Raw genomic sequence first — 26,555 nt, forward strand, 5'->3', positions numbered from 1 at the left:
ATGAAAATTTTAGTCACTGGCGGCGCCGGCTATATCGGCAGTACCGTCGCCACCCAACTTGTTGAAGCGGGCCATGAAGTGGTAGTCCTTGACCTTGTCGCCAACTCTGCCCGCATCTTTCTTCCGGCACAGGTACGCCTGATTGAAGGCGACATCGCGCAGCTACAGCACTATATCACCAAGGACGATGGTATCGAGGCGGTCCTGCACCTGGCCGCCCACCTGTCCGCCGGCGAATCAATGCAGGTGCCGGAAAAATACTGGCACAATAACACGGTCGGGACGCTGCGGCTGCTGGACGCGATGCGTGAGCTTGGTATCCGTAAGCTTATCTTCTCATCGACGGCGGCGGTATATGGCAATCCAAAAGAAACGCCGATTACCGAAGAGTCCGAAAAGAACCCGACGAACACCTACGGCATGACCAAGCTGGCGACCGATATGGCTATCACCAGCGAATGCATCGCCCACGGATTGGCTGCCATCAGCCTGCGATTTTTCAATGTCGCCGGGGCATATGGCCTGTGCGGCGAGCGCCACGACCCCGAAACGCATATCATACCGCTTGCGTTCGAGGCCATTACCGGCAAGCGTGACGGCTTCATGCTGTTTGGCGACGACTATCCGACCGAAGATGGCACCTGCGTGCGTGATTACATCCACGTGTCCGACCTGGCCAAGGCGCACATCCTGGCGCTTGGCGCCCTGACTCCAGGGAAGCACGATATCTTCAACCTCGGCAATGGTAACGGTTTTTCAAACCGGCAGGTGGTGGCGGCGGTCGAAAAAGTGACCGGCCGGCAGCTGCCAGTGGCTGTCGCACCGCGGCGCGCCGGCGATCCGGCCGTGCTGATTGCCTCCAGCCAGAAGGCGCGGGACGTCCTGGGTTGGCAGCCGGAAAAGGCGGGCCTGGAAGAGATAATCGGCGATGCCTGGAAATTTTATACACAGCAGCAGGTCGACGGCCGGCATTGACCCCCATCATGCTTGTGCCGCATAATAAGCGGTACTATGCGTCAAAAACTAACATTACGCAGCGGTTTTACCATTGTTGAACTTTTGATAGTCATCGTCGTGCTGGGCATTCTGGCAGTGGTGGCTATCACCTCTTTTAGCGGCGCTCAGGACCGTGCCCGCACCGCCTCGGTAGAGAGCGACCTCCGCAACGCCCGGTCCAAGCTGGCGGCGGCGTATGCCGAGAATGGCGTATATCCGACCGATCCCAGCTCTTTACCCATCAGTCCAGGCACCAGTTACATTCTGGAAAGCACTAATGCCGGAACGCCCGGTTTTTGCCTGCAGGCCACCAACGGCAATGTCACCAGAAACGTCACCAACTCGTCGGCAAAGCTCAACACCGGCAGCATCATATAGCCCATAATCCTGGCGCGGTGGTCGGCGGCGATAGTATCAAGGTCTTTTCGGAACTCAGTCTTATTATTGACGATGGCAATCAGCGTCCTGCGCAGGGCATTGTTGGTATAGGGCAGGCAAAGCAGTTTGCGGGCGTGTTTCATGAAGATGCGGTGTTTGATGGGGCTGTCGGCGTAAGGATTGCTGCCTTTGCCGCCCTTGACCTGGATGCCATACCGTAAGCCATCGACCGGGTCGAAGACGGTGACATCGACACGCCGCCCCTCGTCGGCATGATGATCTTCGCGGTACGCGGCCTGTACCGAGTATAATGGCTGCTGATCGGGAAAAAGGGCGTTGCTGCGGTGCAGGAAATACGAACAAAGGCTTTCGAGCGCTACTCCATCCAGTGTCTCGTGCGGCCAGCGGCTCAACAGATGGTTGAAGTAGGCATGGAACATCTTTTCCTGCCGCTCGAGAAAATCCGGTGCCGGCGCTTCGCCGTGTAGGCTGCCGATGATTGCTTCATATGTGGGGAGCTGTGAGATTTCCCAGCGCGCCCGCTCGGCGATGTCGTTATTGGTGGTGGCCTCCAGTTTGAAGGCTCTGCCCAGGCGCGCACGGGCACTGTCGAGCAGGGCGTGACGATCCTCCAGGGTCAGCTCCGGGTCGGGATGCAGTGCCGCCTCGATGGCGCATGAACCGGCGGTCAGATGGAAAGAGCCGCGGTCACAGGTACTGATAGCATCTTCATACCACATGAGCATCCCCGCACTGGGCTCGGTGTCGGCGGGGGTGTCAAGGTAGCGCTGGCGGTGTGAGCCGGCGGCATCAAGCTGTCGGCGGCGCAGCGAGGCTGCCTCTTGCTGCGGGAGAGGTTCGAACATGAGTTAATATTTTAATAGTATTGTCAAATATGTCAATCACCCAAGCGGCGAACAGGCTGTTGCGCTGCCTGTGGATATCACTTGCAGGAGGATGTGAAAAAGTCTATGCTTATCCTAGAACTAATAGGAGCTCCTATGAAAAAGAAAAACACCAAGAAGCACGCCTCGTCCAAGCGGCGCATCGGTGATTTTGAGCTGATCCTGATTGCGCTTGTACTGATTTTTGCCAGCTATACCGGCTGGTATGTCTGGCGGGCTAATGACAGTCAAGCCGAGGCTGAGGCAACGCTGAGTGCTGAGATTGATGATGAGAACACCAAAATAGTGGCAGGTTCGAAGGGTACCGTCAGAATTCCTGAGCTTAACGTCAAGCTGTCAGTGCCAGGCGGTCTCAAAGACCTGACGTATTCTATCGACCGGCAGACAGATGAGCACGGCACCGAGACAGTGTATGCCTACCTCTCAAGTGAGACTATGCTGAAGTTGGATGACCAATGTGCGGCAGAGGGTGGCGCACTTGGCGTCCTCAAGAAAAGCTCCGGCCGGGCCGACGAAAGCAAAGAGCATGTCATTGCCCATAAACAACAGGTAGGGGATTCTATCAAGCAGCTCGGCGACCACTACCTTACCTACACAAAACCGCAAGCGGCCTGCGGCAACCCGGATGTCAGCAAGCGTAAACAACAGGAGCTCTCGTCGCAGCTGATGACGGCGCTCCAATCGGCCACACTACTGCAATAGGAGATACGTATGCGCCTTGGCGCACGACAGACTGGTTTTACTATCGTTGAGCTGCTTATCGTCATCGTCATCATCGGCATCCTGGCGGTGATTGCCATCGGCGCTTTCAGCCGTGCCCAGGATCAGGCGCGTACCGCCACGGTACAGTCCGACCTCAAGGCTTCCGCCAAGCAGCTGGAGCAGGCCAAGGCGGACTCTGGCACTTATCCGGCCACATCCGCCGGCCTGCCTGCCAGCCCGAATACCAGCTACCAATACGCCTATAATGCGACCGCCGATACCTTCTGTCTGACAGGGGCCAATGGCAGCTCGACCTACCGCGTTACCAGCGATAACCGCACCCCCGTCAGCGGTGCGTGCCCGGGGCATGGGGTAGGCGGCGTGCCGCCGATTACCAACCTGGTCACCAATCCCAGCCTTGAGGCCAATACGTCGGCCGGTTTTGGCAACAACGGTGCCGTCGCCTCGACCTACTCGACACCCAGCACGACCACAGCATTTGGCAGCCGGGTCTACCGCCGCGACTTTACGGGAACGGCCACACTGAGTAATGTCGGCCCGTATGTCCAGATCGATACCGACCCCGCCCAGACCAACTACATGGCCAGCGTCTGGATCCGGGTCAGCAAGCCGATGTCATATTACATCGGTGCCGAGCGCCGCAACAGCGGCGGCACGAACATCGGTACGCTCAACAGCAGCAATGTCGCGCTGGCGGCTAACACCTGGACGCGGCTCACGCTCTCGGTGCCGGTCATCGCCACTATGGAATCGTTCACCTTTGTCATCTACTCCACCTCTACTTCCTGGGCGCCGGGCGACTGGGTGGAAGTCGATGGACTGATGGTCCACGAGGGCACCAGCCTCTCGGCATACGCCGACGGCAATACTTCCGGCTGGATCTGGAACGGCACGACCAATCTCTCAACCGCAACCGGACCGGCGCAGTAGGAATGCGGGTCGTCATCTTTGGTGCGAACGGGCGGGTGGGGCGGCTGGTGGTGCGCCGGGCGCTGGAGCAGGGCCTGGGGGTGGTTGCTTTCGTGCACTCCGCATCATCCTTGGCGCAAAACAGCAAGTTGACGGTCGTGCAGGGCGATATATACCGGCCCGATGAAGTGGCGGCTGCCATCCGCCAGGCGGACGCGGTCATCAGCGCACTTGGCAGCTGGGGGACACCGCGCAAGGACGTCCTCGGTGCGGGCATGCAGGCTATCATTCCCGCCATGCAGGAACATGGTCTCTCGCGGATAGTCTCACTGACCGGTGCCGATGCCCGGGCGCCGGGCGACACGCTTGGAATAGTGCATCGCCTCAGCCATCCGCTGCTTGGCCTGGTGGCGGGTAAGGTGCTGGCTGATGGCGAGCAACACATCCGGCTGCTGCAGGCGAGCGGCCTTGCCTGGACGGTCGTCCGGTCGCCGGTCATGAACGAACAGGGTGATGCCGGCCGGTTCGTACTGTCACGACGGCGGCCGATGCCCTGGCAGACTATTCACCGCCAATCGGTGGCCACCAGCATGGTTGAGCTGGTCCAGAGCCAGGCGGAGCTGCGGGCGGCGCCCTTCATTGCGAGGAATTGACCCCACCATTCTTTGCGCGCATAATTAAGCATAATCATGTCGGCACTATCGCACCCTCATCATCGTTCTGGCTTTACTATCGTTGAGCTACTGATCGTCATCGTGGTCATCGGCATCCTTGCGGTGCTGGCGATCGGGGCATTCTCGCGGGCGCAGGACCAGGCCAGGGCGGCCAGTGTACAGTCCGACCTCAAGGCCTCCGCCAAGCAGCTGGAAAAGACCAATACCGAGACAGGGGCGTATCCTGCCACTGCGGCCGGGTTGCCAGCCAGCCCCAATACGACCTATCAGTACGCATATGACAGCGCCGCCAACACGTACTGCCTGACCGGTGAAAACGGCAATCAGATGTTCACCATCTCCAGCAGCGAGCGCGCTCCCAAGCAGGGCGGCTGCTTCGGGCATAACGCAGGCGGCCCGACGGTCATCACCAATCTGGCTACCCGGCCCAGCTTTGAAGTGGCTGGCGGTGTCAATGCCTACAACGCCACCTATGGCTTTCCGTCGGGCGGCGCCTATGCTGGCACCAGTTTTGTCAGAGCTACCCGGACCAATACCACCGGGCAGGGCGGTCCTTGGTGGGACGCCGCCTTTGTGCAGCCCGGCCGGACATACCGGCTGACGCTCCATGCACGCTCCAACGTCACGTCACCACGTGATGTCAGCATCGAATGGATGAGCGGCTCATTCAGCATCATCAGTGTCAGCCCGGTGCAGGCGAGCGTCCCGATGACCTCCAACTGGACGCGCATCAGCGGCACCGCCACCGCACCCGCCGGCGCGAACTGGATGCGCGTGACGGTCTACACGAACGGCCCCGGCACCACCAGTGACTATGTGGATGTTGACGGCGTCATCATTACCGAAGGCACCAACACCTATAACTATGCCGATGGCAGCACCGCCGGCTGGACCTGGGGCGGCACCGCCCACGCATCAACCTCAAGCGGTATGGCACAATAATGAAAAAGGACCACCCAATGACTGCCCACGAACACGGCATCCTCACCCGCCTCGACGCCAACGATATCACCAAGGACTTTGGCAACGGCCGCGGCATATTTGATGTCAACCTGACGGTCCATAAGGGTGAGATCGTCGGTTTCGTCGGGCCGAACGGCGCCGGCAAGAGCACGACCATCAACATTCTGACCGGCTTCATCAACCCCGACCGCGGCCACTTCGCCGTCCTGGGTGAAATGGCCGACACCGGCTCCATCCATCACCTGATGTCCCGCATCGGCATCCTGCTTTCCGAACCGACCATCGAGCCGGACCTGACGGCTGCCCAGGTTTTCCGCCGCAGCCAGGAGCTGCTGGGCCTGGATTGCAGTCAGAACTGGCGCCGCATGAGCCAGGAGCTGGAACTGGACGTTGATAAGAAGGTCAAGAAACTGAGTCTGGGGAATAAGAAGAAGGTGGGCATCATCAACGCCCTGATGCACGAACCCGACCTGCTCATCATGGACGAACCGACATCCGGCCTGGATCCGCTGATCCGCAGCCGCTTCATGGCCATGGTGAAGCAGATGGCCGATAACGGCGGCGCCGTCCTGCTCTCGTCACACGACCTGGGCGAAGTGCAGGCCATCTGCGACCGTATCGTCATGATCAAAGCCGGACGGGTCATCCTGTCTGATACTACCGACCATATCCTGGATAAAGCCGAGCGCGCCTTCCGCCTGCTTGCCCCGCCAAAGGAGCTGCTGGCGGCCATCCGTAAGCTGAAGATCCGTGTCACCGAAGAGGCCGGCAGCGAGGCCGTCATCCATACTGCGCACTACAAGGAGATGATCGAACTGCTGACCCGCCACAAGTTCTACAACTTTTACATCGAACGCCCGACGCTGGAAGAGACGTTCAAGGAGAATTACCGGTAATCATGTACAGCCTTACCTTGCTCGCCCAACAGTTCCGTTTGAAACTTGGATCGCTGGCCATCTGGACCATCGTCTGGTCTTTGCTGTTGCTCCTGTTCTCCAGCGTCTTCAATTCACTCAGTGATGACGCCGAGGAGACGGCCAAGGTCTTTGAATCGCTCCCCAAGGAGTTGTACGGCGCGCTGAACATCAACCCGTCCGCCTATCTGACCAGCATCGAAAACTTCCTCTCCGGCCAGTTCCTGTTCGTCTATATGCTGGCAGGCACCATCTTTGCGTTCGCGCTCGGCGTCGGCGCCATCGGTAAGCGCATAGAGAACGGCACCATCGCCAATTTCCTGACCCGCCCGCTGCCGCGCGGCGACATCTACATCGTGCAGTGGCTGGTGAACTGCCTGTTCCTGGCGATGGCGGGCGCACTGGTCGGCGGCATCGCCTGGCTTATCTTTGATACCCTGCTCACGGGCCAGGATATTATTTCCGAGGGTTATTTCTTCTGGACCTTCACCGGTACGACGCTCTTGTTCATTACCTTCGCCACACTGGGACAACTGGTGGGAACACTGATGAACGGCGGGCGGTCACTCGCGGTCGGGGCGGCCATCGCGGTTGCCAGCTACTTTATCAATGCGCTGGGCGCCATTGCCGAGCTGCCGCAGTGGCTGCAGTCGGTCTCGCTGTTCCACTACCTCGACGTGGCGACATTGCGCGATGAGTATGTCCTTAACGGCGAGCGCGCACTGTATCTTGTTGGCTTCACGCTGTTATTCGTGCTGCTGGGCTGGCTGCTATTCCGCCGGAAAGACATTTATATCTGATTTTTTATTGCATTTTTTGTAAATATGTGGTATAATAGAAGGGTCACACTCCAACGACACTGTGTGAGGCTTTTCTATGTATGTTCGCAGCGCCCGGACGGGCGGCGATGATTTCTGGGTGCCGGGCGAGTGTAACGCCCGCACCCGGCGGAACATCCGCCACCTGCAGGACGGCTACCTGGCCGACAGCAATACGGCCTGCCTGGTCCGCATGGGTCTCCTGTGCGGCAGCATGGTCGGGGCCGGTGCGGTGCTGGGCGGTCTGTTCCTGGACCGGGCGGCTGCCGGCTCGCTTGTCGGGTTGGTGATGGGTATCGTGGTGTTCTACGTGTCCGTCGTCTACCTGTGGCTACGGCCCGACAACACCATGCGGGCGATCCGCGTCAGTGACGTCCGGTTCCAGCTGCTGAGGGAGTGCGGTGCGCCGCCGCTTGCTCAGTACGGGGACGACGATGACTGCCGGGCGATCATCGGCCAGTACCTGGAGATGACGGCCGAACTGGCGCACATCTACTGCGGGAGGCCAAGCCGCATCTGCGTCGCCGAGGCGGAGACGCTGCTGGGGATGCAGGCACGCGCCACGGCCCAGCTGCTGGTGACGCATCATCTGCTCCACGATGCCGACAGGAAGCAGGAGGTGGTGGATCGCTGAGCCGTCGCATCCGGTCACCGGCCATGGGGCCCTTCTGTACGCGGTACGTCCGCGTGCGGAAGGGCCCTTCTTCATGTGTGCCCCGATTTGGTGGTAGGATAGGGATATGACATCTTTCATCGTCGAGCAGAAGCTCACCGCATTCGTCAACAAATACAGCATCTACGCCGTCGGACCGGACGGGCAGAAGGGCGGGCTGATCTGTCTTGCACAGCAGAAGCGGCTGGCGTTCAAGGAAGAGATCCTCTTTTATGCCGACGAGGCAAAGACCACCCTCGCCTTCAAGGTCAAGGCAGAGAAGGTGATTGATTTTCACGGCAAGTTCATCGTGCGTGATGCCCAGGATAATGAGCTCGGGCGGGTGCGCAAGGCCTTCAAGGCATCGCTGTTCCGCAGCACCTGGGAGATGCTTGATGTACAGGACAACGTCATCAGTACCGTCACCGAGGAAAATGCCGGCCTGGCCGTGCTGCGCCGTGTCTGGGATATGGTGCCAATTGTTGGGGACCTGCCATTCTTCTTCAAGTATCACTTTGTCTTTTATGCGCCAGGGGCGGCCACCATCCAGGCCAGGTACACCAAGACGACGCTGCTGCGCGACCACTACCGGCTCGATACTTTTGACGATGGCCTCATCAGCCAGGTGGGCTGGCAGACGCTTGTGGCGCAGTGTGTGCTGCTGGATGCGCTGCAGGGCCGGTAGGCTTTAAATTATTGTTGTCAGCGCCTTGTGGGCAGACGTGATTCTGACATGGCTGCCGCCCTTGATGATGACGAGCTCGCCGTCCAGCTGCATCGGCATCTTTTTGAGGGCGGTAAATTCGTATTCGGTCTGCTGGGTGGTGGTGCTAAGGCCGATGGTGGCAGCAGTGATGATCATCTTGAGGAGTTGGAACTTGTGCTTGTGGGGGAGATGCACCACATCGAACTGGCCGTCATCCGGCGTCAGGTCCGGTGCCAGCTTAAAGATCTTGGCCATCTGGTTGATATTCATGAATAATAGGCTGTCAAGGCGGACGGTGCGGCCGCGGCGGAGAATTTTGAACGGCCGGTACTTCCAGAAGGTCTTGATGACGAAGCCGAGCTGGTTGAAGGCGTTGAGCGTATGGCGGTTGAGCTCGGCGGCTACCACCGGCGTGATGCCGACGCCGGCGTAGGAGTGGGCGTAGCGGGTGAGGCCGGCCTGGGCGGCGGTATCCTCGCTGGTGATGTCGACCCGCAGCAGGTCGATCTTAGTGACGCGGCCTGACAGGATGGCTTTGTGGAGCGGGTCGTCCTGCAAGGTGCGGCTGTGGTCATTGGCATTGCCCGCGGGCAGTACGGCGGCGATAGGGTGGCGGGCCTGTTTCTTATTGATGGCGTTCATGATGCCGTTGACCACTTCGTTGTAGCCGCCGTCGCCACTGGACGATATGATGAGCGGACGCTCGTGCTTGCTGGCCAGCTTTTCGGCCAGCACCTCGGCATGACCGGCGTATTTGGTGGGGATGCAGTCGACGGGCATGGTGATGCCCTCGTCCCGCCGCAGTATCTTGCGCAGGCCGTAGGCCATCTGCTTACTGTCGCCGGTGCTTTTGGGGTTGTAGATGATGGCAATTGTCGAATAGGGGTGTCTCATGGTAATCCTTTATACAAGTCTACACTTACCGTACGGTTAAGCGCTACCATACTATACCGTTAAGTGCTACTATGCGCATATGAAAAAGACAACAATGGGCAATCGGCGGCGGCTGGTGATCATGGGGCTGGCGTTGGCCGTGCTGGCTGTCGGCTGCGCGCTGGCTGTGCTTTACGCCCGCGAGGCGCCACGGCTGGCCAAGCGGGGCGAGACGCCGCTGATGGTGATCTCGTATACCGGTGGGATGTGCGCAGGCGGGCAGACCTGCCACTCCGAGCACGCCATCTATGAGGACGGAACCTTCATCGGCATGAGCCGGCTCAGCCCCGATGAAGTCAGCAAGCTGAAGCGCCTGGTGGCCGAGACGAAGATCCCGACGTACAAGGAGCGCAAACAGGCGTACTGTCAGTCATATGCCGACGGGTTGGATCTGAGCGTGGCATTTCCGCAGCGATATCCGGGTAAGACTTACACGCTCTGCAAGCTAGATATGCCGATTGATGACCCTATCGATACGTATATCGGTGAGCTTATTTCCAACCATGCCAACTAGCAGCGTATGCGGCTGAGCGTCGTCATCCCGGTCTACAATGAGGCCGGGCAGATCGAGGACTGCCTGGCGTCGCTACGGGCGCAGACGCGGCCTGCGGATGAGATTATCGTCGTCGACAACAACTGCAGTGACGATACGGCCGACCGGGCGCGCCGGTTTGGCGCACATATCGTGACGCAGCCCGTGCAGGGCATCTGGCCGGCCCGGGCGGCGGGCTTTGCTGCGGCACGCGGTGAGCTGCTGATAGGGACGGATGCTGATGCCCGGTTCCCGCCGGACTGGCTGGCGAAGATTGAGCAGTTGGCGCGCAAGCGGCCGGATGCGGTCGCCTTCAGCGGTCCGGGCCGTTTTTATGATGGCGGCAGGCTGCATAACCGCCTGGCAGACTTCTGGTATATGTCGGCGTATTTCAAACTGGTGGGGGCGGCACTGATGACACCGCCGATCTTTGGCTCCAACTTTGCGCTGCGGGCGGAGGCCTGGCGGGCGGTCAGAGAGACGGTGCATCTGGACGTGCCGGAGATCCATGACGATATCGACCTTTCATACCACCTGTTGCCGCTCGGGGCTATCGTCCATGACCATGGCATGGCCAACTTCATTTCCATCAGGCCTCTGCGGTCAATGCGGCAGATGATGCGGCGCTACCGGCGTGGGTTCCGTTCGATTTTCCTGCATTGGCCGCAGCAGGCGCCGTGGCGGCTGTATATGGAGCGTCGGTCCCGCCGCCCTCGCGGTTGACGGTTGTGTGCAACTGCGCACACCGCTATAATCATGAGCAACATGAAACAATTCCTGCTGCACGACGTGCGCCTGTCGCAGTACTTTATCATCATCTTCAGCCTGGCGGTCGTCATCGAGGTGCTGCTGCCGAATACCAAGTTCGACCCCGGCGCGCTGACCTTGTTCTCGGTCAACTCGTTCCTGTACGGTTTTTACATCGCACCCATCCTGAGTACGCAGAAAGCGCGTATCGAGGAGCTGCATAGGATCGTGCGGCTGGAGGCAAACGCCATCTTTGCTATGGTGCTGCTGGTTAAGCCGCTGCCAAAGACGCTCCGCAACAGTATCCAGGGCATGTTCATTGATTATGTGGACTCACTGGTGAAGCACCGCAGTCCGGAAGCCAGCGAAAAGCTGTATGAGCGGCTGATTTCGTTCTGCATCGAGTACAAGGGCAGCCATAAGGATGACATTGACAAGCTGCTGGAAAAGCTGGTGGCCAATCAGATCAACAGGACAAATTTTACAATGCAGCGGGCCAACCGGGTGTACAGCAATGAGTGGGTCATTATGCTTGTGCTATTCTCGATTACCGCCTTCTTTGTGGCGGTCATGGATGCCGGGCACGGCCTGGGCTATCAGTTATTGGCAGCCTTGCTGCTGACCGGACTGAGCATGCTCATGGTCATTCTCATCAAGTTCTCAACCTTATCTCACAAAAAGGCCAAGGAGATTTGGAATCCTTATAAAAAGCTTATGGAAAGTCATTTTTACAGAATTGATTAAAATTCGTTTTAGTGCGTGATATGATAGATAGCATGCAGGGGAACTGTGTTAGGGTCGGCATCATGCTGAAGCCCTGATGGCTGAGGGAGCCATTGTGCGAGGATACAGCTTGCATCATTGATTGGAACAGTTGTACATCAAACACTGTAAAAACTTTAAAACCATTATTAAATAAGTGTGCTTGTTTATCGAAAGCAAGGCTTTTAGGGGTGGGCCGAAATACACTTATGCTATAGTTGAGGAGTTAGGGCAAGTATATGCGTATACCAAAGCAAAAATTTTACGTCCGTTTCAAATGGCAGTTAGCCGCCAGTGCCACGGCAGTCTTCGCCGTGGCCGGTCTGTGGGGGACCCTGGCCAGCCAGACGCCGGAGCGCAATGAGGCGCGTATCGGTGCGATCGTCTACAGTACGGTCGACGGACAGGAGACGTTGAGAATCGTAGAGAGTCCGATCTCGGCCGATGCACCGGCGACGGTCCGTCCGGTCAGGACACAACAGATGGCTGCCCAGCCGGTGGCGACAGAGAGCAAGAGTGCGCCGGCGCCGGAGCAGACGGCTGCCGAGCCAAAGCCGGAGCCGGTACCGCAGCCGATGACGACTCAGAACGTCACGCAGCCGACATCCGTGCCGTCCAGTACCAACACTACCAAGGAGCCGATCGTGGTGCCACGGCAGATGGTGCCGACGCAGCCGTCAATCGGCCGTCCGGCGCTGTTCGTCGACCCGGCAATCGCAGCAAAAGGATATTTCCCGGAAATCGCCAGCCAGCCGCTTTCGACCTGGTTCGGTGAATGGAGCGGTAATGTTACCAACGCCGTCAACGATGCCGTTACAAAAGCAACCGCTGCCGGGGCCGCCCCGGTACTGGTGGCCTACAACATCCCCATCCGCGACTGCGGCAGCTATTCCGCAGGCGGTGCGGCCGAAGCCGATGCTTACAAAAGCTGGATGCAAAGCTTCGTCAACGGCATCGGCCAGCGCAAAGCCTATGTCATTCTGGAACCGGATGCACTCGCTGGCATCTCATGCCTGGACGCAGCTGGCCAGCGCGCACGCCTGGAGCTGATCGCCGATGCCGTCAACAAGCTCAAGACCCAGACCAAGGCTTCGGTGTATATCGATGCCGGCAATGCCACCTGGATTGGCGCTTCGACCATGGCTTCCCGCCTGCGCTCGGCCAACGTGGCGATGGCCGACGGCTTCGCGCTGAACGTTTCCAACTTCATCAGCAACTCTGTCTCGCAGCAGTATGGCGACCAGTTGGCCAAGCAGATTGGCAAGCGCTACGTGATTGATACCAGCCGCAACGGCAACGGTGCCGCTCCGGACGGTGAATGGTGCAACCCGGCCGGCCGTGCACTGGGCACCCGTCCGACCACCAGCACCGGCCAGCAGTATGTCGATGCCTACCTATGGATCAAGGTGCCCGGCGAATCCGACGGTACTTGTAACGGCGGCCCAAGCGCCGGACAGTGGTGGCCTGACTATGCGCAGAGCCTGATCCGCAATAGCTAAAAGTATGGCCTTAAAAAAGACCCGGCAGTCACGTGACCTGCCGGGTCTTTTTTCGTGGCAATGATTACTTTCCAGTACCTGTCAGATTGGGCAGCAGATTGTTGACTAGCGCCATGCCGAACCAGGCCCAGCTGTCGCTGTAGTAGCTGACGGTGCGTTCTCCTTCGGTGTAGGGCCGCCTGAGCTTAACGGTGTAGATAGACTCGGCCAGCTCCGGATGCTTGATGGCAAAGTAGCCCAGCGTGGCGCCGTACATCGCCGGTACTTCGTCGCGGATCTTGACGCTGCCGTCGTGGGAGTAAGTGGAGTAGATTGCGTCATCGCGCTGATAGACGCTGGCCAGGTGTGAGAACCGGCTGATGAGCGTTTTGGCACGGCGGTCACGGTGCCATTCGTAATCGAGGGCGACGCGCCAGACAGTCCGCATGGCATCGTAGCTGAAGTTGGTGGTCAGGCCTGGCTGGGTAGGGGCGGAAAGTTTGCCGGTGGTTTTGTTCACCAATACCCAGTCCGGCGGCAGGTTCGCACTGCGGCCCGGGCCGAGCGGCTGGCTGGAGGCGGCGGTCAACAGGGCGTAGCCGTCGCCGACCAGGCGCGACCAATCGTGCTCGGAATCGACGAGAGCGAAGGCACGGAACGCGTACGGGGCATAGTACGATGGATTGACGATGACGGTCGGCTTGTCCGCGGTCTTCTCAAGGTCATTGCCCAGCAGGTAGAGCCGTCCGGCAATCTCCATGACTTCTTCGTTCCAGATGCCCTCGATGATCGGGAGCGCCTCCTGCCGGTAGCCTGAAGATTGCCACTTATTCTCAGCCATCAACAGTGCCAGAGCGATGTCGATATCGGCGTCAGCGGCGGCATTCTGGCCGCCTTGTTCGGTAAGGATGCCGTAGCTGCCGTCGGGTTTCTGGCCCCAGCGCCAGGCGAACAGCTTGTCGTCCTGATGTTGCAGCTGCTGCTTGGTCCAGGCCCAGGCTTTGTCAAACGTCGGCCGGTCATCCATCCAGACGGCACGGAGCATGGTGTAGCTTTGGCCTTCGGAAGTGGTAAGGTTGTTCTGCTGGTTGTCGAGCGTCCGGCCGGTGTCCTTTTCCCAGTATTTTTCTTTGTGGGTATTCCACATAGAGGCCAATACCGGCTCGTCGGCAAAATTCAGGGGTGTATCATCCCGCAGGCCCTGGGTATAGGAGATGATGCCGATGGTCAGCAGCGCCACCAACAGGCAGGTGAGGCCGATGGCCTTGGCGTAGAAACTTGTGTCGGCAGTCGGCCGGGAGGGAGAGGTAGGCTCCGGCTGTGTCTGTCCTGCCGCCTGGTGGTGTTGCTTGCGTTTATGCTTAGACTTGCCCATGGTGAATTCCTTCCAGCTTATTACAGAGGTGGACACCTGTCAAACCGGTAATGCTCGCGGTCGGTCGGGAGTAACGGCTGGCGGTGGTATGGCGAGGGGGCGCTGATGAGGTATCATTAGTGTAAGCGGGAGTATGCTCAGAACATAAACACGGGCACGAAAGTAAGTAACAGCGACCAGTAATGCGACGGAAGGACAGTTTCAGCGTGACACGGCAGCAGCGGCAGACCACTCGGCGTGATGTCAATCGCCCAAAACAGGGCAGTATTCCTTTGACCATTATCATCCCTGCCTACAATGAGGCGCGCACCATCGGCAATTCACTGGAGGAGTTGGCGGCGTATCTGCGGCGGGCCGGCCTGAGGCATACGGAGGTCATCGTGTCGGTTGGCAAGAGTTCGGACGATACCATCGGCCTGTCCCGGGCTAAAGCCCATCTCTTTGATTACTTCACAGTGCTGGACAACGGCCGCCCGGCCGACAAAGGCCGCAATGTCAGGCTGGCCATGCTGGCTGCCCGCGGAGAAAAGCGCGTCTACATGGATGCCGACCTGGCGACACCCCTGCATCACCTGGCAGAGATGAACCGCCTGCTGGATACATACGACGTAGTCAGCGGCGAACGTACTATCAGCACCATCCACTCCGGTCATCGCAAGTTCATTTCGCTGTTCGGCAATGTGCTGGTACGGGCGATCCTGCTGCCTGGCGTCAAAGATTCGCAGTGCGGTTTCAAAGGCTTTCGTCGCGGGGCGGCGGAGCAGATATTTACAAAGCAGCGGATACTCTCGTGGGGCTTCGATATGGAAATCTTGGCCCTCGCCAAGCGGCTGGGCTGCTCTATGGGGCAGATGCATATAGCCGACTGGCGCGAGGTAAAGGGCGGTGGCGGCCTGGACCGCGGGCCCGTCCAGGCGCTGCATGCCTCGGCCAAAACCTTTTACGATTTGCTGCGGGTGCGGTATTATTTCATGACGAATGCCTACGGCCCGATGAGCGGGCGGGGGCGCAGTCAGGCGGACAAGGAGCAATAACGTATGGCATCACGACAGCGGCTGGCCAAACAGCTGGGATCATTCGGACTGGTCGGTATACTCAACACGGTACTTGATTTTGCCGTACTTAACTTTTGCCGGTTCGTATTGCATCTGCCGCCGATTCCGGCCAATCTTGTCTCGACCACGGTCGCCCAGGCGGTCAGTTTTCTGCTTAATAAGAATTTTGTCTTTGCCGGCGCCACCAGCGACCGCAGCCGCACAGAGACGGTCATCCGTTTTATCGCCATCACAGCTACTGGCCTGTATGTCATCCAGACGCTGGTCATCTGGGTGTTCACCCACGCCTTCACGTTGCCTGGCGACGTGGCGCACGGCCTGTTGCTGGCGCTCGGCATCAATGGCATCTCGCATGATGCGGCGGTGCTGAACACGGCAAAACTGATTGCCACCGTCTTCTCGGCAAGCTGGAATTTCGTGTTGTACAAGAAGGCGGTGTTTACTGGCAGGAAGCCCGAAGCTCCTCCCAAGCGGTAGGGCTGACCTGCCATCTATGCTATAATTGCCAGCGAATCACCGGCGCAACCCGCAGCCGGCTACTATGCACCCGTAGCTCAGTGGATAGAGCACTGGTCTTCGGAACCAGGTGTCGCAAGTTCGAATCTTGCCGGGTGTACCAGGTTTATTTTTTATGGAATCTATCATCGAATTCATCTACCAGCCGCATGCCTTCAAGTCGCTGCTCCTCCTGCTGGGATCGATTGGTGCCGCCTATCTGCTGAGTCACTTCGTGGCGCAATTAATTGTAAGGGTGGCCCGTTTTACGGCTAAGAAATCCGATGCTCAGACCGACGAGGCCAAACGGCTCCATCTGCGCCGCCTGGAAACGCATCTGAGCGTGGCCATCGCGGTGGTACGGGCGTCAATCGTCGGTATCGTCGCCTTCTATGTCTGGCAGGAGCTGAGTCCGGCAGCCAGTGTCTCGTCAGCGGCCATCGGAGCCAGCGCCTTCTTCATCGTCATCGCCGGTGCGACCATCGGCATCGTGCTGCGCGACATCACCGCCGGAGCGGTCATGATCATGGAGCGCTGGTTCGATGTGGGTGATTACATCCGCGTGGAGCCCTTCCTGGATGCCAGCGGTGTCGTCGAACGCATCACCTTGCGATCCACCAAGATCCGCAGCCTCAACGGCGAGGTCAACTGGATGCACAACCAGTACATGCAAAGCGTCAAAGTGACGCCGGGCGGCTTGCGGGCCATTGAGGTGGACGTCTTTGTGGACAGCGACGAGACGGGCGAGGCGCTGATTGGTAAGGTCATCGCTTCGATTCCCGTCGGCTCTATGACCGTGGCCCGCGCCCCGCGCATCCTGCGCAAGGAGAAGTGGGCTGATGACATCTGGCTGATTACCGTCCGCGCCAAGACCTTGCCTGGCCGCGAATGGCTGATGGAAGATTACTTCATCGATTCGCTCAAGACGCTCGATGCCAAGCTGTTTGACGGCAAGGTGCTTATCCGCAAGCCTATCGCGCGGTACGCCGACTCGGCAGCCGAAAAGAGCTTCCGGCGGGCAATCGGCGTCAAATGAAAATCGGGGTGGGCGAGGGCTTGCAGCCTCCGCCCACCCCGTGTGCTCATGCCGCCGCCGGGCACTCCGGGAGCGCGTTGGCGTTCCCCTCGATCACCCTCAGGAAGAGTGACTTGTTGAATCCCACCTGCGCGCCAGGCTGGCCCGCCACGCTGTAGGAGGGGGTGGCCTGCGGACTGAGCAGCTTGTCCGGCTGGTCCGGCACGACGAAGCCGTGCCAGGTGTCGGTGCCCTCGGTGGTGATCGTGGTGGTGCTGCAGACCAGCTCCACCACCTCGTCCGGCTGCGGCCAGCATCCCTGCTGGCTGGCGTCGCCCGCACCGGCATGGCTGGGCTTGGCACAAGTCGAGCCTGGGGAGTTGCTCAGGTTGAGCGGCGTGCCGGTGAAGGCCGGCCGCGGGTAGGCCGGCAGGTAGCAGTCGCCGGGGCGGGCCTGCTCGTCGCAGCCGCTGGTGCCGCGGGTGTCGACGACCGCCTTGGCGACGACCGTCAGCTCCTTGCTGGCGTCAACCATAGTGGCTGTCACCGCAGGGGGTCCGGGCGTCGCGCTGGCCGTGCCGGAGGCCTCGGAGCCGCCGCCACAGGCCGCGAGGGCCAGGGCGAGAACCAGGGCCAGGCCGGGCAGTAAGCGTGCTAGCACGGTTCGGTTCACATCCTCTCGGGGTTGGGGTGATGCACCGGGTAATTATATAATCATTATTCCGTCGGGGCAAAAAATACTGCGCGACTCAACATAGGGGAGTCTTATCCAAGCATTTTTTAAAAAGCCTGTGTTTAAATTTACACTTTTACTAAAAAGCATTATATTGAAGACAATAACGTAAGGATAAATATGGAAAGTCAGCAACCCAACAACAATTACCAACCAGTAAACGCACCAGCTCCTGCACCGGCGCCGGCTGCTCCGGGCGCACCTGCCGCTCCTGGCGAAGGCAAAGATTTTATGGCGGCTTCGCTGCTGTCTGCCTTCGTGGGTGTATTCGGTGTTGACCGTTTTTACCTGGGCTACACCGGCCTTGGCGTATTGAAGCTTCTGACTCTTGGTGGTTGCGGTATCTGGGCTTTGATTGACCTCATTTTGATTCTCACCGGCTCTCTCAAAGATGCCGCCGGCCGGCCACTGGCTAACCGTGAAAAGCATTTCAAGACGGTGTTGATTATCATTGGTGCCTGGTTCGTCCTGCAGACCATCGGTGGTATCGTCTCCTCAGCCACCCTCACCAGCCAGCTCAACAACGCCATGCAGCAGGAAATGAACAGCCAGCTGGAGAGCAGCGACTACGACTCTGACGAAGTCATGCCATACTAATCTCGCTGAATAAGCGTCATGTCAGACGGCCGTACCGGCACTGCCCGATCCCAACGCATCCTCATGGAGGCCTTGGGGCTGCAGTCGCCGCGCGGCCGTCTCATGGTATTTACGGTGTTGAGCGTGGCAGTACTGCTGGCGCCGTATGAGTGGTTGGCGCATCTTTCGATCTGGCAGGCCTTAGGTATCCCGTCGCCCTCCATCGGGCTGACGCGTGCCTATCACTTGTTGCTGCACGGCGACGTTGCGGGAGCCTGGCAGCGCAACCCGTTAATTTTTCTGGTGCTGGCCATCGGCCTGCCGATGCTGGCCTTCGACGCTGGCCGCGTCTTTCAGCAGTGGCGTGCCAGACACAGGCCATACCCGGCCAAAAAGTAAAATAGCCCTTTTCAAACGTGGCAAAAACTGCTATAGTCTCTCTGTTAGAACGCATCGCGTTCAAGTTACGCATACGGGCCAGTAGCTCAGCTGGTTAGAGCACCTGCCTCTTAAGCAGGGTGTCGAGAGTTCAAGTCTCTCCTGGCCCTCCAAGAAAAATGCCTCACGCAAGTGGGGCGTTTTTCTTGGCTGGAGACAGGAAGGGCTTGAGCGCAACTCCTTTGCTATAATAGCTACAAGGAGAACCTATGTCATTCCAAGCCTACCTAGACAACATCGAAAAGAACACTGGTAAAACCCCGGCTGAATTTATCGCCCTGGCGCAAGTCAAAGGCTTCGGGCCGGATACGAAATCGGGAGAAATCGTCACCTGGCTCAAAGAGGAGCATGCGCTCGGCCATGGCCACGCGATGGCGCTCGTGCATGTCATCAAGCATGGCGCAGTAATAAGCGACAAACACGTCAAGTCCGGCGGTGTGCACGCCGACGAAAGTAATACGCTGCGGCTGGATGGTTTGGAGAAACGCTCATGACACCCCGATTCATCTTCATCCACGGCAAAGGCACCACTCATTGGTCGTTCGCCTGGGCGCCATGGCTCAAGCAGGAACTCGAGAAACTTGGTGTGGAAACATTCTTCGAGACTATGCCGGATTCTATCATTGCCCGCAGCGAATACTGGCTGCCATTCCTTAAAGACCACGTGCAGGCCGGCGAGAATGATGTCCTCATCGGCTGGTCATCCGGAGCGGTCGCGGCCATGCGCTATGCCGAGGGCAATACGATTCTGGGCTCCGTGCTGGTGTCCCCGTGCTACACCGACCTTGACGACGAAATGGAAAAGCAAAGCGGTTACTACGACGCGCCGTGGCAGTGGGAACGCATCAAGGCCAACCAGGACAAGATCGCACTCATCTGGGGTGACGACGACCCATATATCCCGCAAAGCCAGTTTGAGTTCATTGCAGAGCAGCTGGATGCGGCCCGCATCAAGGTAGCAGGAGGCGAGCACTTCATTGAGCGCGAAACGTTCCCGGAGCTACTGGATTACGTGAAGCGGACATATCTTGATGCGTAGTCGCTATACCAGATACTATGCATAAGACTCTATTGATAATCATCACCGGCATGCCAGGCACCGGCAAAACCACCTTGGGCCGGACGCTTTCAGAAAAATATCATTTCCCGCTCATCTCCAAAGATGTGCTGAAGGAACGTATGTTTGACACGCTCGGTTGGGATGACAAAGCCTGGTCCTTGAAGGTAAGCGCCGCCGGCCACCGCATCATGGATTATGTAGTTGCAGAAGAACTGCGGACGGGGCACTCCGTCATCGTTGAAAGCAACTTCAAGCAAGCGATCGACAGCGAACGCTTCACAAAGACACAGGCTGCGTACGGGTGCGACATCGTGCAGATACTCTGCTGGGCTGATGGCGAAACAGTGTTTGAACGATTCATGGCGCGCATCGGAACTCCAGAGAGGCACCAGGGTCACGTTGAAGCTATTTCTCCTGAGCAGATCAGGGAAGGGTTCGTGCGTGCCAACGGTAGGGATGTGCCGCTCGATATCAATGGCACGACCATCGAGCTGGACACGACGGATTTGGACAAGATTAACTACGAAAGCATATACAAGGCAATTGAAGCATGACCCGGCACTACGATGGCCTTGGCTTTCTCTTGCGCCAAGATGATAAGTGGTGGCTATGCCGATCCGCCAGTGATAATCCCATTGCCTATGTAAAGCTTGAGGGCAATACAGTCCAAGCGATGAGGGTCGAGGATGAAGATCCTTTCAACCCGTGGCAGCCACTTGCCTTGGGGAGAATCGGCCCCATAGCGGCCACGACATACACTGAGGGCTTCGCCAGAATCCGTGGCCTGGAATACTTCACTATCTATCATCACAACATCGTAGATGAACAGAAAGACAGGTTTTTCGGCTCAACCAGCGCCATTGTACTGGCCGATGTCTCGGCTAAGCATGAAGGGGAAGCATTTACCGCCGGAGGCTTTGACTTCTGTCTCTTTGATAGTGAAGCAATAAGTGCTATGTACGAAGCCATGGGCGAGGCTGACTATATGAGACGCTATTTTCAGCTTATGCTCGCGCAGGCGCATCGGCAAGACGCCTGACACAACGGAGGGTTGCCGTTTTGATACAATAGAGATAGAAAAGAGGTATAGCATCATGGCAGACGGACGCACCGCTATTTACGAAGATCTGACGGCATTGTTCTTTAACGCCACCCTCACCAAATCTCCCGCGCCCAGCCATACCGAAAAACTTATTGCCATCAGCCAGAAGATCATGGAAAAGCAAGGCGTCAAAACCGAGCTGATCCGCCCCGTCGACCACGACATCGCCACCGGCGTCTGGCCCGACATGCGTGAACACGGCTGGCAGACTGATGCCTGGCCCGAACTATATAAGAAAGTCATGGCGGCGGATATCGTGGTGCTGGCCGGCCCTATCTGGCTGGGAGACAACAGCTCGCAGATGAAAAAGCTGATTGAGCGGCTGTATGCCTGTTCCAGCATCCTCAATGACAAGGGGCAATATGCCTACTACGGCAAGGTGGGCGGCTGTCTGATCACCGGTAACGAAGACGGCCTCAAGCACTGTGCTATGAACGTGCTGTATAGCCTGCAGCACCTTGGCTTCACCATCCCACCCCAGGCCGACGCCGGCTGGATCGGCGAAGTCGGGCCGGGGCCCAGCTATGGTGACGATGGCGCCGGCCTCGACAGCGACTTCACCAACCGCAACACCACTTTCATGACCTGGAACCTTCTGCACATGGCCCGGCTGCTGAAAGATGCCGGCGGCGTACCGGCCCACGGCAATCAGCGCAGCGAGTGGGATGCGGGGTGCCGGTTTGATTTTGAGAATCCCGAGCACCGTTAAACGGTATAATGATGGCAGATATGTCTAACGTCCTCTTGCCAGTCCCATTCGTCGAGAATCCTGATGACCGCTGTGTCCCAGCAGTCATGGGCATGGTGCTCGCCTACTTCATGCCGGAGCGCCATTTTTCAATGCAGGAACTCGAGTCGCTCTGCGGATATATAAAGGGTCAGGGAACGTGGAAGGCGCTATCGATGCTGAACATGGCACGGCTCGGTTTGCAGACGCATTGGATCGAAGATTTTGACCATGAGCAATTCATTGCCGACCCAAAGGCGTACTTGCGGACGATCCTTGACGATGAAGCTTACGAATGGCAAGTACGTCATAGCAATCTCGAGCTGGAAGCGGCAAGGATGAAGGAATATATCGGCAAGGGCCTGCCGCTTGAGCAACGCCAGTCGACCGCCGATGACATCCGCCATTTCCTGCGTGACGGCTGGCTGGTTCATCTAGAGGTGAACGCCATGGCCCTGTACGACAAGCCGGGGTACGACGGGCATTCCATCCTGGTCATCGGCTTTGATGAGGACGGGGTCGTCATTCATAACCCTGATGGCGGGCATGGGAACAGGCCGTCGCAGCATGTCAGCTGGGAGCAACTTGATCGAGCGTGGAAAGAGTTCGGGGGTTCGTACTCGCTGTATGCGTTCAGACGTGACTAGCATATTGCTGCAGATCGTTGCTGCCCTGGAGCGTAAGTTCCCTGAGCATAATCATGGTTTTGCCTATGGCACCCGGCTATGCGAAGAGACGGGCGAGCTGGCCGAGGCGCTTATGAATTTCTCTGACAATGCCACGGTGCCCGATGCTAAGCTGCAGCTCGTCAAGGAATGTCAGGACGTGTTGAGGGTCGTGCTGGGCATCGCCAAAACGTATGGCGTCCAGCATGACATCGTTATCGATTTTCAATGTGACACCCAAGAGTCGCCTGATGTCATGCGACTGGTGGTCCAGCTTGCCGCGGCAGCGGGGAACCTTGCAAATGCCATCAATCATGCCGAAGGCAGCCTGCAGTCCGACATGGAGCGTGAAATACATGCAGCGCATCGCCGATACGCCGAGCAACACCTGTTATGATTGAATGATGAACCTCATAGTACTCTACGGCCCACCAGCCTCCGGTAAACTGACCGTCGCCCAAGAGCTGTCCAAACTGACCGGTTACAAAATATTTCATAATCATCTGACGATGGATTTGGCCCGTGAGCTCTATCCTGATTTCAATGAGCTCCGGTTCAACTTAGTGAGTAAGCTTCGGCTGGAAGTTATTAAGTACGCCAGCGAACTAGGTACAGACCTTATCTTCACTTGCGTGTATGTTGGTGATTTGGAGGATGAGGCGTATATGGAGAAAGTGGTAAAGATTGTAGAAGAACACGGAGGCGACGTGCGGCTCGTCGAGCTGACCGCGCCGGATGCGACGCTGCTGGAGCGCGTGGGCAGTGAATCTCGAAAGCGCTTCCACAAACTGAAAGATGCTGAAGTGCTGAGGGTGCAGCTTGAAGACGGACGTTATCAAGTCTCCATGCCGTACCCCGACATACTAAAACTTGATACATCCATGCGCCCAGCTTCCGAATCAGCCAGGCTTATCGCTGACCACTTCCAGCTCGGAGTGTCGTAAGGTATACTAACGACACACAGTATCTAAACAAAAACACATCATGCAAAAACAACATCAGGCTGGCTTTCATATCACCCTCATCCTTTTGGTGGTCGCCGTCGTCGGCGTCGCCGGTCTGATTGGCTACCGGCTCATCAGCACCCATGATGTCGCCCGCGACGAGCAGGACGCTCCCCGCCAACAGGCGCGGCCCGCTCCTGAGAACGGCTTCGCTGCCCAGTATAAAGACGCCTGCAAGCCCCGGGACGTCACATTCACCAGCGGCCCGATGCCAGCCGACCAACTGGCCTATATCGAGCCGCTTGGCAAAGTAGGCGACGGCCACGTCACCCCGACCGATCATGTATACGTGCATCCGCCCGACATGAACGCCGGCGATGTGTACGATGCCGTCATGCCAGCCGATGGCACGGTAGTGGAGATTGCCGCCATGCCGTCGCAGTATGTCGGTGACCGCGACATCCAGACGTCACCCGAGGATCACCGTCTGGTGGTGGCGCACAACTGCGAGCTGTACTCGATCTTCATCCATATCCATAAACTGGCACCCAAGCTGGCCGATGCGGTAAAAGGCCTGCAGCCCAACCAGTCCAAGCGGGTGAGCCTGGAGCTGAAAGCCGGAGACAAGTTAGGAAAAGTCGGCGGCCATGGCTACGACTGGACCTCTGTCGATACGACCAAGCAGCTCAGCGGCTTCATCACACCGGATAACTACAAGGGAGAGTCCTGGAAAATCCACACCGTCAGTCCGTTCGATATGTACGAGGGCGCGTTGAAACAGGAGCTCGAGGCCAAAAGCCTGCGTGCCCGGGCACCACTTGGCGGCAAGATTGACTGGGACCAGCCCGGCAAGCTGATCGGCAACTGGTTCCGCGAGGGGAGCGGCGGCTATGCCGGCACTAATAATAACCAGGGTCGGTATTGGGATGCGCATCTCTCCATCGCGCCCGATTTCATCGACGGCGTGACGACCATCGTATCGATTGGCAACTGGGAGGGCAAGGCGGCCCAGCTCGTGGCAAAGGGCGGTTTCAAGCCAGAAACGGTTACTCCAGCCAATGGTCCCGTCAAGGTCGAGCTGGCGCGGATCAGCTACGTCCTGCCGGATGGCAGCCCTTGGTACGGCGGCGCGCCGGTCAAAGGCATGACGGCCAATGCTACCGGGGAGACACTCGGCACCATCATGTTCGAGGTCCAAAAAGGGGAGCGGCTGAAGGTTGAGAAGTTCGTCGGCAAGACGGCGGCGCAGGTACATGGCTTTACGGCTGAGGCGCAAACCTATACTCGCTAGAGGTACATGGCTATATGAAACTGCTACCCCTCACTCATAAGAAAATCATGCTTATAATGGCTGCGGCGTTCCTGCTGACGACGGCGCTCTCGTTGGCTACCGTCTTTAGGACCGTTGAAAGATACGACCCTTCTATCGCATCCGATGACCAGATCGTCACCACCACCTATACCTACGGGCTTTTTGCGCCGATCTATACCACCAAGCAGGCAAGTTGCTTCTGTGGCGAGCAGCCGGTTCACACTACTTTTTCTCAGAGCGGCATCATGACTAATCTCGGCGTGGCGGCGGCCGTCGGTCTAGCGGCGGGTCTGTTGGCGCTGGTCGTGCGCAGTGTCATGCCGGCAGGCAGCCGGATCAGAAACGGATAGTCTGCCGCAGCTCGGCAAGCGCTTCCTGCGGGGTGGCGCCCCGGGCGATGTCGATGGCTAGCGATCCGAGACCGAACGACACCACTTCGATCAGGAAAAACGCGATTGTCTTCATGTCGAGCAATGCGCCGGGGAGAAAATAGAAAAGTGCCGCAGCGGTCAGCGCCAGACTGGCGATGCCGGCAAGCAGGGCAGTGATGATACGCGGAGTGGTGCTCATAAGCTGGCTTTATTGTAGCAGCAAACAGGCGGCGTGCGGCACAGAAAAGCCCACCCCGAAGGGCCAGGGCAGGCGAGGGGTCGCGCTGCGGGCTCTTCTGGGTGGGCGGTTGGGCCCTCCGGTGGCCGTCAGGCCTTGGGTGCATCGATGCGGCGCATCCGGTCCGTGCCGTCCTTGGTGATGGAAGGCAGCGCCCACTCGACGAAGGTGGCGCGAAGGATGGCGTTGGTAACAAAGCGCCGTCCCACGTCCAGCACGATCAGGTGCAGGCCGGCCAGGACCTTGTCGAAGGACGTCTGGTCCCACAGCACGATGTCGCCGGGTTCAGCCTGCTTGGCGGACTTCCGGGTGACGTCGTACTCCCACTCGTTGTCGGGAACCGGGGTGATGCACACCCGCCGCTTGACGGACCTGATGAAGTACCACGTACCCGTTTGCTCCTGTGATTCGGTCACCGTGTGCTCCTTGCACAGAGTAGGAATGGGCTACCTTTTATTATATCACAAATCGTATTAAAAAGCAAGTTGTGGCATACTGATACACATGTTTGCCGTGGCTATCATCGCCGTTTCCACCTTTTTGCAGGAAGTGTCCGACTCGCTGGGCAAGGGGGCGGTCCGCCGCCACCTGACGACTGCCTACGGGCTGGCGTTTTTGGGCCAGTTCTGGAGTACGGTCTTTTTGATTGGCACTATGGCGCTCGGGGCGGAGTTTGTCTTTAGTGTGGAATCGTTGCCGACGTTCCTGCTGCGCCTTGGTCTGGCCGTCGGCACGGCACTGGTAGGCGCCATGGCGGTCATCACGGCCGACCGCAGCACGGTCGGTTTTCTGCGCTCGCTGACCATCCCGATGCTGTTGGGCGTGGATATCTTCCTGGGCTACGCCATGAGCGGCTGGCAGATCGCCGGTGTCTTTCTGATGTTCGTCGGCCTGGCCTGGGGCTTCCGCGGCAATCCGCGCAGTAAGAACGGTGCCAAGCTGGTGCTGATGAGTGCGGTGCTGGGCGTCATTACGGCGTCGCTGTATAAGTGGAATATCACGCATTACAACTCGGTGGTGGGCGAACAGGTGGTGCTGCACGGCTGCCTGTTGCTGCTGTTCTTTGTACTGACGACCCGTCAGTCCGGACTGCCGCTGCATATGCTGGTCAAGCCGTGGACGGGCAGCCAATCAATGGCGAACGGGCTAAGTTCGACGGTGGAAAGCTTTGCGTATGTGTATGCGCCGGCGTCGGTCATCATTGCGCTTAAGCGCAGCTTCGCGCTGTTCTGGTCAGTGATGTTCGGCAAGCGCTACTTCGGTGAGCAGCGCATCCGGCAGAAGGCGGCGGCCGGGGTTGTGGTGGTGGCGGGGCTGGCATTGTTGGCGTTGCCGTATCTGCAGTTATAGCCGCTTTGT

Annotated in this window: 35 protein-coding genes and 2 tRNA genes; 32 read left to right on the forward strand and 5 right to left on the reverse strand. The window is 58.4% G+C overall.

Features of this window, described 5'->3' with window-relative positions:
• The 10 genes from galE to JNJ66_01180 all read left to right on the forward strand — a co-directional run bounded on the left by galE (position 1) and on the right by JNJ66_01180 (position 8,617).
• Positions 1 to 975, forward strand: coding sequence for a UDP-glucose 4-epimerase GalE (gene galE, locus JNJ66_01135; protein MBL8159039.1), 975 nt, complete (start codon positions 1 to 3; stop codon positions 973 to 975).
• 36 nt (positions 976 to 1,011) lie between these two features.
• Positions 1,012 to 1,374 (forward strand): prepilin-type N-terminal cleavage/methylation domain-containing protein, encoded by a 363-nt coding sequence (locus JNJ66_01140; GenBank protein ID MBL8159040.1) that lies wholly within the window; start codon positions 1,012 to 1,014, stop codon positions 1,372 to 1,374.
• A gap of 1,001 nt (positions 1,375 to 2,375) precedes the next feature.
• Positions 2,376 to 2,981 carry a hypothetical protein gene (locus tag JNJ66_01145; protein MBL8159041.1) on the forward strand — a complete coding sequence of 202 codons (606 nt, stop codon included), beginning with the start codon at positions 2,376 to 2,378 and terminating at the stop codon, positions 2,979 to 2,981.
• Positions 2,982 to 2,990: 9 nt separating this feature from the next.
• On the forward strand, positions 2,991 to 3,932 hold the full coding sequence (locus JNJ66_01150) for a prepilin-type N-terminal cleavage/methylation domain-containing protein (protein MBL8159042.1): 942 nt from the start codon (positions 2,991 to 2,993) through the stop codon (positions 3,930 to 3,932).
• Positions 3,933 to 3,934: 2 nt separating this feature from the next.
• Positions 3,935 to 4,564 (forward strand): NAD(P)H-binding protein, encoded by a 630-nt coding sequence (locus tag JNJ66_01155; GenBank protein MBL8159043.1) that lies wholly within the window; start codon positions 3,935 to 3,937, stop codon positions 4,562 to 4,564.
• Between the two features lie 36 nt (positions 4,565 to 4,600).
• The gene (locus JNJ66_01160) at positions 4,601 to 5,527 is read left to right on the forward strand and encodes a prepilin-type N-terminal cleavage/methylation domain-containing protein (protein ID MBL8159044.1); all 927 of its coding nucleotides are present in this window, start codon (positions 4,601 to 4,603) and stop codon (positions 5,525 to 5,527) included.
• A 17-nt stretch (positions 5,528 to 5,544) separates the two neighbouring features.
• On the forward strand, positions 5,545 to 6,444 hold the full coding sequence (locus JNJ66_01165) for an ABC transporter ATP-binding protein (protein MBL8159045.1): 900 nt from the start codon (positions 5,545 to 5,547) through the stop codon (positions 6,442 to 6,444).
• A 2-nt stretch (positions 6,445 to 6,446) separates the two neighbouring features.
• On the forward strand, positions 6,447 to 7,262 hold the full coding sequence (locus JNJ66_01170; GenBank protein MBL8159046.1) for an ABC transporter permease subunit: 816 nt from the start codon (positions 6,447 to 6,449) through the stop codon (positions 7,260 to 7,262).
• Positions 7,263 to 7,338: 76 nt separating this feature from the next.
• Positions 7,339 to 7,914 (forward strand): hypothetical protein, encoded by a 576-nt coding sequence (locus tag JNJ66_01175; protein ID MBL8159047.1) that lies wholly within the window; start codon positions 7,339 to 7,341, stop codon positions 7,912 to 7,914.
• Positions 7,915 to 8,020: 106 nt separating this feature from the next.
• A complete protein-coding gene (locus tag JNJ66_01180; GenBank protein ID MBL8159048.1) occupies positions 8,021 to 8,617 on the forward strand; it encodes a hypothetical protein in 597 nt (198 codons plus the stop codon).
• A 3-nt stretch (positions 8,618 to 8,620) separates the two neighbouring features.
• Here the strand turns inward: JNJ66_01180 and JNJ66_01185 are convergent, their stop codons facing one another.
• Positions 8,621 to 9,532 carry a diacylglycerol kinase gene (locus tag JNJ66_01185; protein MBL8159049.1) on the reverse strand — a complete coding sequence of 304 codons (912 nt, stop codon included), beginning with the start codon at positions 9,530 to 9,532 and terminating at the stop codon, positions 8,621 to 8,623.
• A 79-nt stretch (positions 9,533 to 9,611) separates the two neighbouring features.
• On the opposite strand from JNJ66_01185, the gene JNJ66_01190 reads away from it, so the two are divergent.
• The 4 genes from JNJ66_01190 to JNJ66_01205 all read left to right on the forward strand — a co-directional run bounded on the left by JNJ66_01190 (position 9,612) and on the right by JNJ66_01205 (position 13,111).
• Entirely contained in the window at positions 9,612 to 10,085 is a 474-nt protein-coding gene (locus tag JNJ66_01190) for a hypothetical protein (GenBank protein MBL8159050.1), read from the forward strand.
• Between the two features lie 6 nt (positions 10,086 to 10,091).
• Complete coding sequence (locus JNJ66_01195; protein MBL8159051.1) at positions 10,092 to 10,826, forward strand: glycosyltransferase family 2 protein; 735 nt, start codon at positions 10,092 to 10,094, stop codon at positions 10,824 to 10,826.
• 42 nt (positions 10,827 to 10,868) lie between these two features.
• Positions 10,869 to 11,594: a hypothetical protein gene (locus JNJ66_01200; GenBank protein MBL8159052.1), complete on the forward strand. Its 726-nt coding sequence runs from the start codon at positions 10,869 to 10,871 to the stop codon at positions 11,592 to 11,594.
• 257 nt (positions 11,595 to 11,851) lie between these two features.
• Positions 11,852 to 13,111, forward strand: coding sequence for a glycoside hydrolase family 6 protein (locus JNJ66_01205; GenBank protein MBL8159053.1), 1,260 nt, complete (start codon positions 11,852 to 11,854; stop codon positions 13,109 to 13,111).
• Positions 13,112 to 13,175: 64 nt separating this feature from the next.
• On the opposite strand, the gene JNJ66_01210 is transcribed toward JNJ66_01205, so the two are convergent.
• Complete coding sequence (locus JNJ66_01210) at positions 13,176 to 14,465, reverse strand: hypothetical protein (protein MBL8159054.1); 1,290 nt, start codon at positions 14,463 to 14,465, stop codon at positions 13,176 to 13,178.
• A gap of 182 nt (positions 14,466 to 14,647) precedes the next feature.
• On the opposite strand from JNJ66_01210, the gene JNJ66_01215 reads away from it, so the two are divergent.
• The 4 genes from JNJ66_01215 to JNJ66_01230 all read left to right on the forward strand — a co-directional run bounded on the left by JNJ66_01215 (position 14,648) and on the right by JNJ66_01230 (position 17,051).
• Positions 14,648 to 15,499, forward strand: coding sequence for a glycosyltransferase (locus JNJ66_01215; protein ID MBL8159055.1), 852 nt, complete (start codon positions 14,648 to 14,650; stop codon positions 15,497 to 15,499).
• 3 nt (positions 15,500 to 15,502) lie between these two features.
• Complete coding sequence (locus JNJ66_01220) at positions 15,503 to 15,997, forward strand: GtrA family protein (GenBank protein ID MBL8159056.1); 495 nt, start codon at positions 15,503 to 15,505, stop codon at positions 15,995 to 15,997.
• Between the two features lie 66 nt (positions 15,998 to 16,063).
• Positions 16,064 to 16,139 (forward strand) — tRNA-Arg (locus tag JNJ66_01225).
• Positions 16,140 to 16,151: 12 nt separating this feature from the next.
• Positions 16,152 to 17,051: a mechanosensitive ion channel family protein gene (locus JNJ66_01230; protein MBL8159057.1), complete on the forward strand. Its 900-nt coding sequence runs from the start codon at positions 16,152 to 16,154 to the stop codon at positions 17,049 to 17,051.
• Between the two features lie 46 nt (positions 17,052 to 17,097).
• Here JNJ66_01230 and JNJ66_01235 read toward each other — a convergent pair whose 3' ends face one another.
• Entirely contained in the window at positions 17,098 to 17,691 is a 594-nt protein-coding gene (locus JNJ66_01235; GenBank protein ID MBL8159058.1) for a hypothetical protein, read from the reverse strand.
• Positions 17,692 to 17,994: 303 nt separating this feature from the next.
• On the opposite strand from JNJ66_01235, the gene JNJ66_01240 reads away from it, so the two are divergent.
• The 13 genes from JNJ66_01240 (at position 17,995) to JNJ66_01300 (ending at position 24,937) form a co-directional block, all read left to right on the forward strand.
• Positions 17,995 to 18,360, forward strand: coding sequence for a TM2 domain-containing protein (locus tag JNJ66_01240; protein ID MBL8159059.1), 366 nt, complete (start codon positions 17,995 to 17,997; stop codon positions 18,358 to 18,360).
• Between the two features lie 63 nt (positions 18,361 to 18,423).
• Positions 18,424 to 18,738: a DUF2752 domain-containing protein gene (locus JNJ66_01245; protein ID MBL8159060.1), complete on the forward strand. Its 315-nt coding sequence runs from the start codon at positions 18,424 to 18,426 to the stop codon at positions 18,736 to 18,738.
• 75 nt (positions 18,739 to 18,813) lie between these two features.
• Positions 18,814 to 18,890 (forward strand) — tRNA-Lys (locus JNJ66_01250).
• Between the two features lie 96 nt (positions 18,891 to 18,986).
• Positions 18,987 to 19,271 carry a DUF4287 domain-containing protein gene (locus tag JNJ66_01255; GenBank protein MBL8159061.1) on the forward strand — a complete coding sequence of 95 codons (285 nt, stop codon included), beginning with the start codon at positions 18,987 to 18,989 and terminating at the stop codon, positions 19,269 to 19,271.
• The gene (locus JNJ66_01260) at positions 19,268 to 19,816 is read left to right on the forward strand and encodes an alpha/beta hydrolase (GenBank protein MBL8159062.1); all 549 of its coding nucleotides are present in this window, start codon (positions 19,268 to 19,270) and stop codon (positions 19,814 to 19,816) included. Before JNJ66_01255 ends, JNJ66_01260 begins: the two co-directional genes overlap by 4 nt.
• 17 nt (positions 19,817 to 19,833) lie before the next feature.
• Positions 19,834 to 20,391, forward strand: coding sequence for an ATP-binding protein (locus JNJ66_01265; GenBank protein ID MBL8159063.1), 558 nt, complete (start codon positions 19,834 to 19,836; stop codon positions 20,389 to 20,391).
• The gene (locus JNJ66_01270) at positions 20,388 to 20,876 is read left to right on the forward strand and encodes a hypothetical protein (GenBank protein ID MBL8159064.1); all 489 of its coding nucleotides are present in this window, start codon (positions 20,388 to 20,390) and stop codon (positions 20,874 to 20,876) included. The genes JNJ66_01265 and JNJ66_01270 overlap by 4 nt, the downstream gene beginning before the upstream one ends.
• 55 nt (positions 20,877 to 20,931) lie before the next feature.
• Positions 20,932 to 21,648, forward strand: a complete 717-nt coding sequence (locus tag JNJ66_01275; GenBank protein ID MBL8159065.1) for a flavodoxin family protein — start codon at positions 20,932 to 20,934, stop codon at positions 21,646 to 21,648.
• A 20-nt stretch (positions 21,649 to 21,668) separates the two neighbouring features.
• Positions 21,669 to 22,313, forward strand: a complete 645-nt coding sequence (locus JNJ66_01280) for a hypothetical protein (GenBank protein ID MBL8159066.1) — start codon at positions 21,669 to 21,671, stop codon at positions 22,311 to 22,313.
• Positions 22,306 to 22,728: a hypothetical protein gene (locus tag JNJ66_01285; GenBank protein MBL8159067.1), complete on the forward strand. Its 423-nt coding sequence runs from the start codon at positions 22,306 to 22,308 to the stop codon at positions 22,726 to 22,728. The genes JNJ66_01280 and JNJ66_01285 overlap by 8 nt, the downstream gene beginning before the upstream one ends.
• A gap of 7 nt (positions 22,729 to 22,735) precedes the next feature.
• Positions 22,736 to 23,275 (forward strand): AAA family ATPase, encoded by a 540-nt coding sequence (locus JNJ66_01290; GenBank protein MBL8159068.1) that lies wholly within the window; start codon positions 22,736 to 22,738, stop codon positions 23,273 to 23,275.
• Positions 23,276 to 23,315: 40 nt separating this feature from the next.
• A complete protein-coding gene (locus JNJ66_01295; GenBank protein MBL8159069.1) occupies positions 23,316 to 24,566 on the forward strand; it encodes a hypothetical protein in 1,251 nt (416 codons plus the stop codon).
• Between the two features lie 14 nt (positions 24,567 to 24,580).
• Positions 24,581 to 24,937, forward strand: a complete 357-nt coding sequence (locus JNJ66_01300; GenBank protein ID MBL8159070.1) for a hypothetical protein — start codon at positions 24,581 to 24,583, stop codon at positions 24,935 to 24,937.
• Here JNJ66_01300 and JNJ66_01305 read toward each other — a convergent pair.
• Positions 24,924 to 25,157, reverse strand: coding sequence for a hypothetical protein (locus tag JNJ66_01305; GenBank protein MBL8159071.1), 234 nt, complete (start codon positions 25,155 to 25,157; stop codon positions 24,924 to 24,926). The two genes, JNJ66_01300 and JNJ66_01305, sit on opposite strands and share 14 nt — an antisense overlap.
• A 128-nt stretch (positions 25,158 to 25,285) precedes the next feature.
• A complete protein-coding gene (locus JNJ66_01310; GenBank protein MBL8159072.1) occupies positions 25,286 to 25,612 on the reverse strand; it encodes a hypothetical protein in 327 nt (108 codons plus the stop codon).
• An 88-nt stretch (positions 25,613 to 25,700) separates the two neighbouring features.
• Between JNJ66_01310 and JNJ66_01315 the strand changes: the two genes are divergently transcribed.
• Positions 25,701 to 26,546 carry a hypothetical protein gene (locus tag JNJ66_01315; GenBank protein MBL8159073.1) on the forward strand — a complete coding sequence of 282 codons (846 nt, stop codon included), beginning with the start codon at positions 25,701 to 25,703 and terminating at the stop codon, positions 26,544 to 26,546.
• The last annotated feature ends 9 nt before the right edge of the window (positions 26,547 to 26,555 follow it).

The sequence above is a fragment of the Candidatus Saccharibacteria bacterium genome (genome assembly GCA_016789455.1).
Classification (GTDB): Bacteria; Patescibacteriota; Saccharimonadia; order Saccharimonadales; family Saccharimonadaceae; genus CAIJKY01.